General features: G+C 74.1%; 10 protein-coding genes. 4 read left to right on the top strand and 6 right to left on the bottom strand.

All coding sequences use genetic code 11. From position 1 onward, the window contains the following. Window positions 1-79: 79 nt before the first annotated feature. The 3 genes from IF89_RS0118945 to IF89_RS0118955 are packed head-to-tail and all read right to left on the bottom strand — an operon-like array spanning window position 80 to window position 4268. On the bottom strand, window positions 80-1309 hold the full coding sequence (locus IF89_RS0118945; protein WP_030769078.1) for a hypothetical protein: 1230 nt from the start codon (window positions 1307-1309) through the stop codon (window positions 80-82). Next, window positions 1306-3060: an LPS biosynthesis protein gene (locus IF89_RS0118950; RefSeq protein WP_030769079.1), complete on the bottom strand. Its 1755-nt coding sequence runs from the start codon at window positions 3058-3060 to the stop codon at window positions 1306-1308. Before IF89_RS0118950 ends, IF89_RS0118945 begins: the two co-directional genes overlap by 4 nt. Continuing rightward, the gene (locus tag IF89_RS0118955; protein WP_051807246.1) at window positions 3057-4268 is read right to left on the bottom strand and encodes a glycosyltransferase family 4 protein; all 1212 of its coding nucleotides are present in this window, start codon (window positions 4266-4268) and stop codon (window positions 3057-3059) included. Before IF89_RS0118955 ends, IF89_RS0118950 begins: the two co-directional genes overlap by 4 nt. A 166-nt stretch (window positions 4269-4434) precedes the next feature. Here IF89_RS0118955 and IF89_RS0118960 point away from each other — a divergent pair, with 166 nt between their 5' ends. Beyond that, window positions 4435-4923, top strand: coding sequence for an adenylyltransferase/cytidyltransferase family protein (locus tag IF89_RS0118960; protein ID WP_030769085.1), 489 nt, complete (start codon window positions 4435-4437; stop codon window positions 4921-4923). On the opposite strand, the gene IF89_RS0118965 is transcribed toward IF89_RS0118960, so the two are convergent. The 3 genes from IF89_RS0118965 to glgX form a co-directional block, all read right to left on the bottom strand. Continuing rightward, on the bottom strand, window positions 4904-5626 hold the full coding sequence (locus IF89_RS0118965; RefSeq protein WP_030769087.1) for a CDP-alcohol phosphatidyltransferase family protein: 723 nt from the start codon (window positions 5624-5626) through the stop codon (window positions 4904-4906). The genes IF89_RS0118960 and IF89_RS0118965 overlap by 20 nt on opposite strands. Window positions 5627-5660: 34 nt before the next feature. Beyond that, window positions 5661-6863, bottom strand: a complete 1203-nt coding sequence (locus IF89_RS0118970) for an MFS transporter (protein WP_051807248.1) — start codon at window positions 6861-6863, stop codon at window positions 5661-5663. 194 nt (window positions 6864-7057) lie between these two features. Then, window positions 7058-9427: a glycogen debranching protein GlgX gene (gene glgX / locus IF89_RS0118975; protein WP_420706935.1), complete on the bottom strand. Its 2370-nt coding sequence runs from the start codon at window positions 9425-9427 to the stop codon at window positions 7058-7060. Between the two features lie 182 nt (window positions 9428-9609). On the opposite strand from glgX, the gene IF89_RS0118980 reads away from it, so the two are divergent. The 3 genes from IF89_RS0118980 to IF89_RS40850 all read left to right on the top strand — a co-directional run bounded on the left by IF89_RS0118980 (window position 9610) and on the right by IF89_RS40850 (window position 14046). Continuing rightward, window positions 9610-10830, top strand: a complete 1221-nt coding sequence (locus IF89_RS0118980; RefSeq protein WP_030769094.1) for a L,D-transpeptidase — start codon at window positions 9610-9612, stop codon at window positions 10828-10830. A 135-nt stretch (window positions 10831-10965) separates the two neighbouring features. Next, a complete protein-coding gene (locus tag IF89_RS46020) occupies window positions 10966-13155 on the top strand; it encodes a choice-of-anchor A family protein (RefSeq protein ID WP_158717885.1) in 2190 nt (729 codons plus the stop codon). A 42-nt stretch (window positions 13156-13197) separates the two neighbouring features. Beyond that, on the top strand, window positions 13198-14046 hold the full coding sequence (locus IF89_RS40850) for an MSCRAMM family protein (RefSeq protein ID WP_158717886.1): 849 nt from the start codon (window positions 13198-13200) through the stop codon (window positions 14044-14046). Window positions 14047-14085: the final 39 nt, after the last annotated feature.

Here is a 14085-nt window from a genome sequence, read left to right on the forward strand (position 1 = left end):
CCGGGTGTCCCAGCCTCGCCGGCGTTCGAGGCGCGGGTCCGGGCAGCGCCCGGGGGACACGCCCGCGCGGCGGCGGCGGTCAGGCCGCGGAGGCCGGCAGGGGCTCGCGGTCCTGCGCAGCGGGGACGCGCAGGCGGGCGACCCGAAGCCAGGCGGCCAGAGCCTTGAGCGCGGAGCCGGCCGCCAAGGCCCACGCGGCACCCGCCACCCCCCACACCGCGTAGCCCCCCAGCAGCAGCCCCACCGACAGCAGCGAGAACACCACCTGCAGGGACAAGGTGGCCTTCGGGGCCAGGACGCGCAGGGTCAGCAGCGCGCACGTCCCCAGCCCCATGACCGCGTACTGCGCCCCCGTCGCCGGCAGCAGCGCGGACGCCGCCGCCCAGGTGTCACCGAGCAGTTCCCGGCCCAGCCGGTCCGGCAGCAGGTACAGCGCCGTCCCCCAGCCCGCGCCGACCGCCGCCAGCAGCAGCCCCAGCGCAGCCGTCGCCCGCACCGTGGCCCGCTTGCCGCCGAGGCGCCCGAGCACCGGCGGCCCGAACGCGTTCGCCGAGTTGAACAGCACGTTCAGCGGCCCGAAGAGCGTCGTCGCACCCCGCAGCGCACCGACCGCCAGCGGCGTCGCGAAGACGCCGAGGCCCAGCACGGCGAGCTGGCTGGAGCCGTTGCCCACCGCGAACTCGACGACGAACCGCTGTCCCAGGTGCCCGCGCCGCAGGTACGGCCGCAGGTCACCGCGGCGGCCGCGGACGTACGGCCGCAGCAGCCACAGCCCCACCGCCAGGGCCGGCAGTGCGGACAGGCCCCACACGAGCACCAACCGCCCGGCGGAGGCCCCTTCGGGCTGCACGGCCAGCGCGGCGACCACGCACAGCAGGCGCAGCGCGTCCGCGGCGAGCGCCCGCTCGGGGGCGCGCAGCGCGGAGAAGCAGTAGCGCAGCCCGTCCTGGAGGAGCACCAGGGGCAGCACCGCGCCCAGCGCGAGGAAGGCCTGCCCGGTGGCCCCCGGCAGCGCCAGGCCCACCACCGCGAGCAGGACGCCCACGGCGGCGGAGGCGGCCGCGGTGAAGCCGGCGGCCGACCGGCAGGCCGCACCGAGCCCGTCGCCCTTCTCCAGGACCAGGCTCTGGCCGACGTAGGCCATGTTCAGCCCGAGGAGCACGCTGAAGGCCACGTACACCATCGAGAAGTCGGCGAAGGCGGAGGCCGAGGACAGCCGGGCGGCCAGCACCAGCACCAGGATGTTGGTGGCGCTGGAGGCCGCCTGGTCCAGGACCGAGGCGGCGGCGGCGAGGCCGCGTCGGCTCACCTGCGGCCCGTGCGCACGGTGCGCAGCGCGACGGTGTCGGTGCCGTCGCCCGGGATGTGCTGCTCGGGCTCGGCCACCTCGTACGGGATCGGCTGGGGCTGCGGGGCGCTCTTGGCCGCCGTCGCCGGGGCTCCCGGACCGGCCGCGGCCGGTCCGCCCTTGTCCTTGCCCTTGCCGCGCTTCTCGCCGGGCAGCGGCGCGTGCAGCACCGCACCGAGCACCGTGCCGCCGGCGCCGCTGATGAGCTCGCGGATCCGGATGAGGTCGGTGCGGTGGATGGCCCGCGGATCGGTGACGACCAGGACGCCGTCGACGCGGTCGACGAGGGCCAGGGCGTCGGCGTAGGAGAGCACCGGCGGCGCGAGCACGACCACGGTGGAGTTCGGGGCGTCGGCCTCGGAGATCAGCCGGGTGGCGCGGGCGGAGGTCAGCGCACGCGGCACGTTGCGCGCCCGGTCGCCCGGGATGAGGTCGAAGGAGCCGGACTCCCCGGCGTCCACCACGAGCTGGCGCCCGTCGGGCCACTCGGAGTCGGCGTGGCGTCCCGGCGCGGGCGCGCCGCTCTGGCCCTGGCTCCAGCGGGGCCGGCCGCCGGCGTCGGTCGGCAGCTGGCTGGCCAGCACCGGGGTGCGCAGGTCGGCCTCGATGAGCAGCACGTCCTTGCCGGTCTCGGCGAAGGAGGCGGCGAGGTTCACGGCCACGGCGGCCGCGGTCTCGCTGCTGCCGCGCGGCGCGACGACGAGGAGCCGGCGCCGGTCGGCGAAGCGGGAGTCGTAGGCCAGGCGGAAGGCCACCGAGCGGTACTCCTCGGCGAGGCGGGGGTCGGCCTCGCCGGCGGCGAGCAGCGGCCCGCCGCCCGTCCGGTCCCGCGGCAGGTAGCCCAGTACGGGCGCGCGCAGGGCACGGGCGACGTCGCCCTCGGAGCGCGGTGCCGGGTCGAAGACGAGCCGGACCCAGGCGGCCAGCAGGCCGAGTGCGAGGCCCACGGCCGCGCCCAGCGCGAGGGACATGACGATGCCCGGGCCGTCGGTGGCGGTGGGCGCGGTCGCGGCGCTGGTGACGCGGCCCGGGGTCATGTCCAGGGCTTCGAGCTTGGTGATCTTGGTGTTGTAGCTGCCGACCTCGCTCTGCAGGTCGGTCTTGGCGGAGCTGGCCGCGTCGCGCCCGGCGCCGGCCGGCATCCGGGCGATCTCCTTGGAGGTCTCATCCAGCTGCTTCGCGATCGGGTCGCGCTGTTCCTTGTAGCCCTTGACCATCTTGTCGCGGGTGGCGTCGAGGGACTCCTGCCGCTTCAGCAGGTAGGCCTCGGTCATGGCATTGGCGCGCTTGGCCGCCTCCTTGGGGGAGTCCGCCGTGTAGGTGAAGCGCAACACCATGGTCTGCGGCGGGTTCGTCACCTGGAGGCCGGCGCGCAGGGCGGCGAAGTCCTTGGCGGACACCCCCAGCTTCTTGGCCGCCTCGTTGGCGATGGAGGAGCTGAGCGCGACCTGGCGTTCGGAGCCGATGTTGATCGCCTTGTCCGGGGCGAGGCTCGGGTTGAACGGGTCGTCGGTGGGCGCGCGCAGCACGACGTCGGCAGTGGCGACGTAGGTGTCCGCGGTGGATATGCCGAGGTAGACGCCGCCCAGCAGACCGACGCCGATACCCGCGCCGATCAGCCTGCGGTAGCGAAGGAGCTGTCGGAACTGGTCCCGCAGGAGGTCGGGTTCGTCGTCGACCGGTGCCGCTGCCGGGCGGTTCGTCTCGATCACGGCCGGGTTCCCCCAAGTGCTTCGTCCATCAGTGCGTCGATGCGGGCCAGGCCCGCTTCGCGGCTCAGGTGGGCCGCCACGTGGCGGGGTCCGGCCGCTCCCAGTGCGTCCGCGTGCTCGGGGTCCTCCGCCAGGGCCCGTACGGCCTTCAGCAGGGCCTCGGGGTCCTCCGGCGGTACGAGCACCCCTGCGCCCGAGCGTTCCACCTCCTGGGCGGTCCCGCCCTCCGCCGCCACGGAGGCGACGACGGGCCGGCCGGTCTGGAAGTAGGAGGTGAGCTTCGAGGGGACGCTCATGTCCAGCACGGCGGCGTGCTGGGTGACCGCGAGAACGTCCGCCGCGGCGAGGATATCCGGGAACTCGCCGTCAGCGGCAGGGGGGATGATGTCCAGATTGGGTACGTCCGCGGAAAGGTCCGCGAGCGCGGAGCGCTGACTGCCGTCGCCCATCAGGACGAAACGGACGTTCGGATCCAGTCGCGCGGCCCCCACGAGGACTTCGAGCCCCTGCTTGAGGCCCATGTTCCCGGAGTGCAGCACGACCGTCTCGCCGGGGCCCCAGCCCAGGTGCCGGCGGGTCTCGCCGCGCGGCTTGGTGGGCTTGGGCACGTGGGACCAGTTGGGGACGAGGCGGATCCGGCCCGGGTCCACGCCCATGCCCACGACCCGCTCCACGAAGGTCTCGTGGATGACGCCGACGAGGGTGGCGCGCTTGAGGGCGTACGCCTCGGCGCGGCCGGCGATCGCGGCCGCCTTGTCGCCTCCGCTGATGCCGCTCTGCGCGGCGGCTGCGCCCATGAGGTCCTGGACGACCGGGACGTAGGGGACCTTCCAGCGTGCTGCGAGCCGGGCGGCGAGCACGCCGCCGGCCAGGCTCGGCATCTGGGCGAGAACGGCGTCGGGGCGGGGCATTTTCGGCGGGGCCACCGCGCCGTGCAGGAGAATCGATCCTTCGAACAGGGCCCGCTTCACGGCGGTCTGGCGCTGCGGCACCGTGTGCGCGCGCCGGTGCACGGTGACTCCCGCGCGCTGTTCCGTGCGCTGGAGCGCCCCCTTGTACTCCGGTTCGAGCGACCACGCCGGGTAGTGCGGCATGCCGGCGAGGACGTGCGTCTCGTGGCCGAGATCCGCCCAGTGCTCCGCGATCTGGGTGGCGTACGGGCCGATCCCGGCGTGCTCCGGAGCGTAGTTCGTGGAAACCAGCAGCATGCGCCGCTGACCGGATCTGGACACCGTGCGTCCCCTCTTCCCCTGGATGATGCGCACGTCACCCTATTCGTTCACCCGCGTGCCGCGGAACGTGCACGCTATTGTCTGCTAATCCGCTACACCGGGGGGTGTGGCCGCTGGGGACAAAGAGATGACGGAGCGGTTCATGTCGGACATCGGTGCGCCTTCGCGTCGACCGTATCGAGTCGGTTACGCGCCGGGCGCCTACGATCTGTTCCATATCGGGCATCTCAACATCCTTCGGCACGCCCGGAGTCAGTGCGACTACCTGGTCGCCGGTGTCGTCTCCGACGAGATGGCCGAACGCGCCAAGGGCCGCCGCCCGATGATCCCGCTCGTCGAGCGCCTGGAGATCGTACGCAGCGTCAAGTACGTCGACGCCGCCTTCGTCGAGACGGTGCCCGACAAGGTGGAGACCTGGAAGCAGGTCCGCTTCGACGTCATCTTCAAGGGCGACGACTGGCGGGGCACCGCCAAGGGCGACAAGCTGGAGAAGGACTTCGCCGCCCACGGCGTCGACGTCGTCTACTTCCCCTACACCGTCCACACCTCCAGCACCCAGCTGCGCCGGGCGCTGGACGCGCTCGCCGAACCGGCCGCGGTGCCGGGCCAGGTCACCGGGGAACGGCGCTGAGCTCCCGGAACCACTTGGCGAGGAAGGCCAGCAGGAAGAGCGCGGCCACCGCACCCAGTCCGGCGTAGGCCCAGGCGAACAGCTCCCCGCCGCCCAGCACCAGGAACACCAGGCAGAACATCCCGTAGTCCACGGGCAGCAGCGCCACCGCGCGCAGGGTCGAGGGCGCTGCGGCGGGGCTTCCGGGGACCGGCCGGGGCTTGAGCTTCTCCGTGAGCAACCCGCCGAAGAAGGTGACGACGGCGGCGAACTGGAAGCCGAGCGGCACCAGGAGCCAGCCGTCGGCCGTCGTGCCGTACTCCTCGGGGAACCGGTAGAACGCCACCAGCACGCACGAGTGCAGCGCGGTGAGCTTGGCGGCGTCCACGACGTGGTCCAGCCATTCGCCGGCCGCACTCCCGCCCCCGCGCAGCCGCGCCAGCTGTCCGTCGGCCGAGTCGAAGGCGAAGCCGACCGCGAGCGCGGCCCATACGGCGATCCCCAGCGCCCAGGAGGGCCCGGCCAGCGCGACCGCCGCCACCGCGGCGAAGCTGAAGGCGGCGCTGATCAGCGTCACCTGGTTCGGCGTGAGCCCGAGGGCGTGGGAAGCGGCGGCCAGGTAGCGCCCGGCCGGTCGGTTCACGAACCGCGAGTAGAGCGACACTCCCTTCGCCGACTTCTGCGCCCCGCGCAGTTCCCGCAGCGCGGTCCCGACTCTGCCCATGCAGGGGCTCCCCTCAGCGACGATGTCGAACACATCATCGCAGGACAGGTGAGCGAGTCGGTTCCGGACGCCGGCGGACGTCCGGAAGCAGCAGTACGGACAGGTTCGCCGCGGCGCTGAGGGCGGCGGCGGCCAGCAACGGGAGCGTGGCCCCCACGGCGGCGGCCAGCGGGGCGGCCACGGCGAGCCCCAGGGGGCGGGCGGCGAACGAGATGAGGGTGTCGAAGGAGCCGACCCGGCCCAGCGTCTCCAGCGGGATCCGGCGCTGCATCTCCGTCTCCCACAGCGGGCTCAGCACCCCCAGGCCGAACATGGCGCAGCCGAACGCCGCCGCGGTCGCCGGCAGCGGCAGGCGCAGCGCGAAGGCGGTGAGCGGCAGTGCCTGGACGGCGGCCCCGACGGCCACCCCGTACAGCGGGCGGCGCAGCCGCAGCCGGCCGGCCGCCCAGACGCCGGCGAGCATCCCGACGGTGCCGGTCTGCGCGACCACCACCCAGGCGCCCTTGCCCCCGAGGTCCTCCATGGCGATCACCGGGCCGAGGGTGAGCAGCAAGCCGGCCGCCAGGTGCCAGACGCCGTGGGCCAGCACGTTGGCGAGGAACCACGGGTGGCGCCGGGTCTCGGCCCAGCCGGCGCGCAGTTCCGCGCCGAAGGCGGCGCGTGGTGCGCTGCGCGCGACCGCGCGGGTGCGCAGGCCGCCGAGGGTGAGCGCGGAGAGGGCGAAGAGCGCCCCGGTGAGCAGCGAGGCCCAGCCCCCGCCCACGGTCAGCGACAGCGTGCCCGCGGCCGCGGGCGCCGCCACGTTCGCGAGCCCGGTGGCCACCCCGAGCCGGGCGTTCACGCGCAGCCGCCCCTCCTCGGGGACGGCGGCCGCCACGAGCGTGCGTACGGCGGGCGTGCCGAAGGCGACCGCGGCGCCGGTCACGGCGGCCAGCGCGGCCAGTTCGGGGACCCGTCCGTCGAGCCCGCTCATGAGAAGGGCCCCCGTCGCCAGTTGGGCGGCCGCCCGCACGAGGTCGGCGACGAGGATCACCCGCCGGGCGGGGAATCGGTCGGCGGCCACTCCGGCGACGGGCAGCAGCAGGAGCATCGGAAGCAGCTCGCAGGCGAGTACCAGGCCCAGGTCGCCCGCGGAACCGGCCTGCAGGAGGGCCAGGGTGAGGGTGGTGGGCACCAGCGCGGAGGCGAATGCGGCGAAGGCGCGACCGACGAGCAGCCGCCGGATCGGCGTGAACATGCCCAGAAGACTAGGCCCGGAAGTCCGGCCCGGTGCGCCGGCCGCGCGCCGCCGCCGACCGCCGCCGGGTCGACGTGGAACTCACCGAGGAGGGCCGCCGCCGCGGCTGGACGCCATGCGCCGGCGCGGCGTCGCCGAGGACGGGATGGTCGAGCCCCTCGACGACGCCGAACGCCCTGCGCTCGCCGCCCGCCTCAAGCGGATGCTGCCGGCGGTCGAGAACCGCCGACCCGCAGCAGGAGCACCGAACGGGCCGGCACGGTCAGGCCCTCGCCGGCACGGTGCCGGGTGCCGGGCACGACACCCTGCTCCTCCAGGGAGGTGTCCAGGACCAGCTCGTACTCCTGGGCCCACGGCGCCCCCGGCAGCACCCACGCCGCCGGCCGGTCCCCCGCGTGCAGCAGGACCAGGAAGCTGTCGTCCGTCACCGGCCGGCCCCGCTCGTCACGCCCCGGGATGTCCCGCCCCGACAGGTACATGCCGATCGCCGCCGCGGGGGCGTACCAGTCCCGCTCGGTCATCTCCGTACCCGCGGGCGTGAACCAGGCCAGGTCCCGCAGCCCGTCGGCCGCTTGCGGCCGGCCGGAGAAGAACGCCCGCCGCCGCAGCACCGGATGGGCGTGGCGCAACGAGATCAGCCGCGCCGTCAGCGCGAACAGCGACCGCCACGCCGGATCCTCCAGCAGCGACCAGTCCACCCACCCCGTCTCGTTGTCCTGGCAGTAGGCGTTGTTGTTGCCGCCCTGGGTGCGTCCGAACTCGTCACCCGCCACGAGCATCGGCACCCCCGTCGACAGCAGCAGGGTGGTCAGCAGGTTGCGCAGCTGGCGGCGGCGCAGCACCCCCACCCGGACGTCGTCCGTCTCCCCCTCCGCCCCGCAGTTCCACGACCGGTTGTCATTCGTCCCGTCCCGGCCCGCCTCCCCGTTCGCGTCGTTGTGCTTGCGCTCGTAGGACACCAGGTCGCGCAGGGTGAAACCGTCGTGCGCGGTGACGAAGTTGACCGAGGCGTACGGCCGCCGCCCGCCCCACGCGTACAGGTCGCTCGACCCCGACAGCCGGTAGCCCAGGTCCCGCACGTCGGGCAGCGCCCCGCGCCAGAAGTCCCGCACGGCATCGCGGTAGCGGTCGTTCCACTCGGTCCACAGCGGGGGGAACGCCCCCACCTGGTAGCCGCCCGAACCCACGTCCCACGGCTCCGCGATCAGCTTCACCCGCCGCAGCACCGGGTCCTGGGCGATCACCGCGAGGAAGGGCGACAGCATGTCCACGTCGTGCATCGAACGGGCCAGCGCGGCCGCCAGGTCGAAGCGGAAACCGTCCACTCCCATCTCGGTGACCCAGTAGCGCAGCGAGTCCGTGATCAGCCGCAGTACGTGCGGCCGCCCCGCGTGCAGGGTGTTCCCGCAGCCCGTGTAGTCGGCGTACCGGCGCTGGTCGGACTGGAGCCGGTAGTAGCCCCGGTTGTCGAAACCGCGCAGCGACAGCGTGGGCCCCAGCTCGCCCGCCTCCGCCGTGTGGTTGTAGACCACGTCGAGGATGACCTCGATCCCGGCCGCGTGCAGCGCCCGGACCATCCGCTTGAACTCGCCGACCTGCTGCCCGGCCGTACCGCTCGACGAGTAGCCCGCGTGCGGCGCGAAGTAGCCGACCGAGTTGTACCCCCAGTAATTGCGCAGCCCCCTGCGCAGCAGGTGGTCCTCGTGCGCGAACTGGTGCACCGGCAGCAGCTCGACCGCCGTCACGCCCAGCTTCACCAGGTGCTCGACCGCCGCCGGATGGGCCAGGCCCGCATACGTGCCGCGCAACTCCTCGGGAACACCCGGATGGCGCATCGTGAAACCGCGCACATGCAGCTCGTAGATCACCGAATCGGCCCACGGCGTCTTCGGCCGGACGTCGTCCGCCCAGTCGTCGTCATCGTGCACCACCACGCCCTTGGGCACGAAGGGCGCGGAGTCCCGGTCGTCGCGCACCGTGTCCGCGATGTACTGCTGCGGCCAGTCCCGGACGTGCCCGTACACCTCCGGCGGCAGGGTGAAGTCCCCGTCGACGGCCCGCGCGTACGGGTCCAGCAGCAGCTTCGCCGGATTGTGCCGGACCCCCGTCCACGGGTCCCATCGGCCGTGGACCCGGAAGCCGTACCGCTGCCCCGGGCGCACGCCCGGCACGAAACCGTGCCAGATCTCGTGCGTGAGCTCCGTCAGGAGGCAGCGGGTCTCGGTTCCGCCCTCGTCGAACAGGCACACCTCCACCGCCTCCGCACCCTGGGCCCACACCGCGAAGTTGGTCCCGGCGGTCCCGTCCGGACCGTGGTGGAAGCGGGCACCCAGGGGATGCGACGACCCCGGCCACACCGCCGGGGCCGGGCGCGCGTGCACCCGTGGCACCTGCCCCTTGACCTGGCCGTTCGTCCGGCCGTCCGGCCGCCCGTCCGGCGGCCGGCCCAGGGGGCCGCCCGCTGGGCCGTCGACATGCGGTACGGGCGCGGCCTGCCCGCTCCGTACCGCTGCTGCGGCATCGCTGACGGCTTCCACCGCCTCCTGCTCGGCTGCGCTCGACACTGCCCGCCTCCACGGCTCCTCGGTACCGGCAGGGGAGGGGAGTGCACGGCCCCGGCGTCCCGGCCAGGTCCCGCCCCCGTCTGGTCCTTCCCACTGTTCTGCCCGGACAGTTCTGCCCGGAACGTCGCCCGCGCTCACGTTTCCCCCGGAGGGCTCCCGTCGTTGGAAGGATCGTGACACTTCTGACGAGGCGGGCAGGGGCGGGTTTCGCCGCCGTGGCGGTGTGGGCGGGCCTGCTGGGCGGGCTGGCCGGCTGCACCCAGGACGGCAAGTCGCCCGTCGAGATCCAGCTCCCCGGCAGGGTCCGCTCGCCGGACGAGGCCATCCGCATCACCCCCGGCGACAACGCCAAGGACGTTCCGGCCGACGGGCGGCTGACCGTCACCGTCCCCGAGGGGCGGCTGGAACGGGTGAAGGTGACCAAGGTGGAGGACGCGCAGCAGGAGGAGGTCCCCGGCGCCATCGCCGCCGACGGGCTCAGCTGGAGCCCCGCCCCGCAGGCCGGCAAGCTCTCCCTCGCGGCCAAGTACACCGTCGACGCCGTCGCCCTCGACGGGCACAACCGGCGCCAGGCCCGGCACACCACCTTCACCACCTACGTCCCCGAGGAGCGCTTCATCGGCTACTTCAAGCCCGAGAACCGCTCGACCGTCGGCACCGGCATGATCGTCTCCTTCAAGTTCAGCCGTGCCATCGAACGCCGTGCCGAGGTGGAGCGCGCCATCCGGATCACCGCCGACCCGCCCGTGGAGGTCGCCGGCCACTGGTTCGGCAAGGAACGCCTCGACTTCCGGCCCAAGCAGTACTGGAAGCCCGGCACCAAGGTCACCGTGCGGATGGACCTGCGCGACGTCGAGGGCGCGCCCGGCTCGTACGGGATCCAGTCCAAGACCGTCACCTTCACCGTCGGGCGCTCCCAGATCTCCACGGTGGACGCGGCCGCCCACACCATGGAGGTCCGCCGGGACGGGGAGCTGCTCTCCACCGTGCCGATCAGCGCCGGAGCGCCCAAGACCACCACCTACAACGGGAAGATGGTGGTCATGGAGCTCTTCGACGTCACCCGGATGAACGGGCAGACCGTGGGGTTCGGCGGCGAGTACGACATCCCCGACGTACCGCACGCCATGCGCCTGACCAACTCCGGGACCTTCCTGCACGGCAACTACTGGTCCAGCCCCGACACCTTCGGCACCACCAACGTCAGCCACGGCTGCGTCGGCCTGCGCGACGACAAGGGCGGCGGCTCCGACACCCCGGCGGGCTGGTTCTTCGACCGGACCCTGATCGGGGACGTGGTGGAGGTCGTGAACTCGCAGGACAAGACGGTCGCCGCCGACAACGGGCTGGGCGGCTGGAACATGTCGTGGGCCGACTGGGTGGCAGGCTCCGCCGTCGTCTGACGGCCACCCCACCCCGCAAGGGTGACTTGTGTGATCGGAATGCCGTAGCGGTGAGTGTCCGCGCCGCGCACCGCCGCACCCTGCCCCCAGCCTGTCAGGGCACGGGAGGGCAGCAGGGGAAACGGACGGAGCACCATGTCAGCAAGGAACTGGGCCCTCGGGCTCGCGGTCGGCGCCGTGCTGGCCGCCGCGGCCCCCACGGCCCTCGCCGCGGGACCGGGCGCCGACCGGCCGGCGGCCGCGGCCCGGGCGCCGCTGCCCGACGGGCTCGGTCCGTGCGTCCCGGGCGACTGCCCGGCCCCGTTCCCGCCGATCCACAGCGACGGCGTGCTGCGGGGACGGGACAACGGCATCAACGTCTTCGCCGGCGGTGACTTCCGCGTCCGGGGCCGGGCCTCCGAGGCCGAGGGCCGCCTCGTCGTCCTCGGCGACTTCGACCAGGACAAGGCCGCCGGCGGCGACAGCCGGTACAACGTCGGGATCGTCGGCGCCGGATCGCTCGTACCGCCCCCCGCCGGCGCCGACTTCCTCACCACGGGCGGGGACGTCACCGTCGCCCAGGGCGAACGCCTGCTCGCCGACGGCGGGGTGGTCCGCCACGCGGGCGCCCTCACCGGGGTGGTGACCGGCACCCTGGTGCGGGACCCCGCCGCCGCCACCCCGTACGCGGGACTGCGCGACCGGCTCAGCGCCGCCAGCCAGTGCTACGCCCGGGTCGGCGGACAGCCGCGCCCGGCCACCGGCACCGTCGTGAACCGGGGCTACGAGACCCTCTTCACCGGCGACGGCACCTCCGCGCTCCAGGTGTTCCACGTCGACGCCGACATGGTCGGCACCGGGGGCGGCATGCAGGGCATCCGCTTCGACCGGATCCCGGCCGGGGCCACCGTCCTGGTCAACGTCCTCGGCACCGACCGCACCATCAACACCTACAGCGGCGGCCTGGAGGACACCGACCCCCTCAACGCCCACCGCGAGCGGCTGCTGTGGAACTTCCCCGACGCCACCACGGTGCGGCTGACCGGCGGCGGCCAGTTCCAGGGCAGCTTCCTGATGGGGCAGCAGAGCTCCGAGACCACCGTCACCCTGCCCGGCATCAACGGCCGCTTCCTCACGACCGGCTCCGTGACCCACGGCAGCGGGACGGCAGGGGGCGGCGGCCAGGAGTTCCACGCCTACCCCTTCACCGGCGACCTGCCCGACTGCGGCGGCCCGGCCCCCGTGACCGGCTCGGTCTCCGTCCTCAAGCGGGACGCGGAGACGGGCGCCGCGCTGGCCGGGGCGCGGTTCGAGCTGTGGCGGGAGACCAACGGCACCGCCGGGCTTCAGCCCACCGGCCCGGGCGCCGACACCCGCGTCACCGAGTGCACCACGCCGGCGAGCGGGGTGTGCGAGCGGACCACCGGCCTCGGCACGTACTACTGGCGCGAGACCCAGGCGCCCCCCGGCTACGTGCTCCCGCCCCAGCCGGTGGGCACGCTGAGGCTCACCGCCGAGAACGCACAGGCCGGAGTCCGCTACGAGGCGGACAACCGGCGCAGCCCCGAACCGGCGGACGGCGCCCGCGTGGTGCTGCGCAAGACGGACGGGGCGACGGGCCGGCCGCTGCCCGGCGCGCGGTTCGAGCTGTGGCGGGAGAGCAACGGCACCCCGGGGCTGCAGACCGCCACCCCGGGCGGCGACACCCCGTTGGACGGCGCCTGCGTGACCGACGCCCGGGGCACCTGCACGGTGGAGCTGCCGGTCGGGCAGACGTACTACTGGCGGGAAACCGCCGTCCCGGACGGGTACGAACCGCCGGCCGACCCCGTCACGCGCTTCGACCTGACCGGGGCCGACGTGACGGACGGCATCACCGTCACCGTCCCGAACACGCGGAGCGAGCGGTACGAGGGAGCCATCCGGGTCCTCAAGCAGGACGCCAAGACCGGACGGCCGCTGCGCGGAGCGGTGTTCGAGGTGTGGCAGGAGACCAACGGCACCGCCGGCCTCCAGACGCGCGGCATCAATGCCGACCGCCGGGCGGCCGACGGCTGCGCCACCGACCGCGGCGGGGTCTGCGACTTCGGCCCGCTTCCCGAGGGCTGGTACTACCTGGTCGAGACGGCCGTGCCGGAGGGGTACGCCCTGCCCGCCGACCGGGTCACCGGCCCGCTGAGGCTGGATGCCGCGACGCCGGACCGACGCCTCGTCATCACGCTCCGCAACGAGCGCGACGGCCACGGCAAGGGCAAGGGTGACCACGGCAAGGGCGAGGGCGACCACGGCAAGGGCCAGGACGGGCACTCCCAGCACCCGAAGGACGCCAAGGGCCCCCGGGCCTGATCCCGGACCAGGTCCCCGGCCCGGTACGACGGACGGAGCGGCATGAAAGCCAGGACGACGAGGGTGTGGCCCATCGGTCTGGCCGCGGCGGTGGCGTTCACCGCGGCGGCGCCGGCCCTGGCCGCACCGCCCACGGCGGCGGACGGCGACGCCAAGGTGGTCCTGCGGGCCACCGACCTGGACACCGGGGCGCCCCTGCCCGGCGCCCGGTTCGAGCTGTGGCGCGAGACCAACGACCGGGCGGGGCTCCAGAGCACCGGCCAGGGCGCCGACGAGAGGGAGCGCGACCGCGGCTGCCTGACCGACGCGAAGGGCCTGTGCACGGTGGAGCTCGCGACCGGCGAGACGTACTACGCGCTCCAGGTCGCCGTCCCCGCCGGCTACGCCTGGGTCGACGAACCGGCCACCGGTTTCGACCTGGGCGCGGCCGCCGCCCGCAACGGGCTCGTCGTCAACGTCCCGAACCGGCGCCGGGACACGGCGTACGAGGGCTGGGTCGAGGTCCGCGCGAAGGACGCCAAGACCGGACGGCCGCTGCGCGGAGCGGTGTTCGAGGTGTGGAAGGAGACCAACGGCACCACCGGCCTCAAGACCGGCGGGACCGACGCCGACCAGCGCGTCAGGCCCGGCTGCGCCACCGACGCCGACGGCACCTGCACCTTCGACGGGCTCGCCGACGGCGGGTACTTCCTGGTGGAGAAGGACGTCCCCGAGGGGTACGTCATGCCGAAGAGCCCGGTGAGCGGCCCCTACCGGCTGGACGGCGCGAGAGGCCGGCAGCTGGTGCTCACCGTCCGCACCCGGCGCGCCGAGCCGATCCCGCTGAACTCCAAGAGCCGGAGCCGGGGCGCCGGCGCGAAGGCGGACGGCCACCGGGCCCGGACCCCGTAGCCCGGTGTGCGCCGGTGGAGTGACCTCCTCACCCCGGCG

It is taken from the genome of Streptomyces sp. NRRL F-2664 (assembly GCF_000719345.1).
GTDB lineage: Bacteria > Actinomycetota > Actinomycetes > Streptomycetales > Streptomycetaceae > Streptomyces.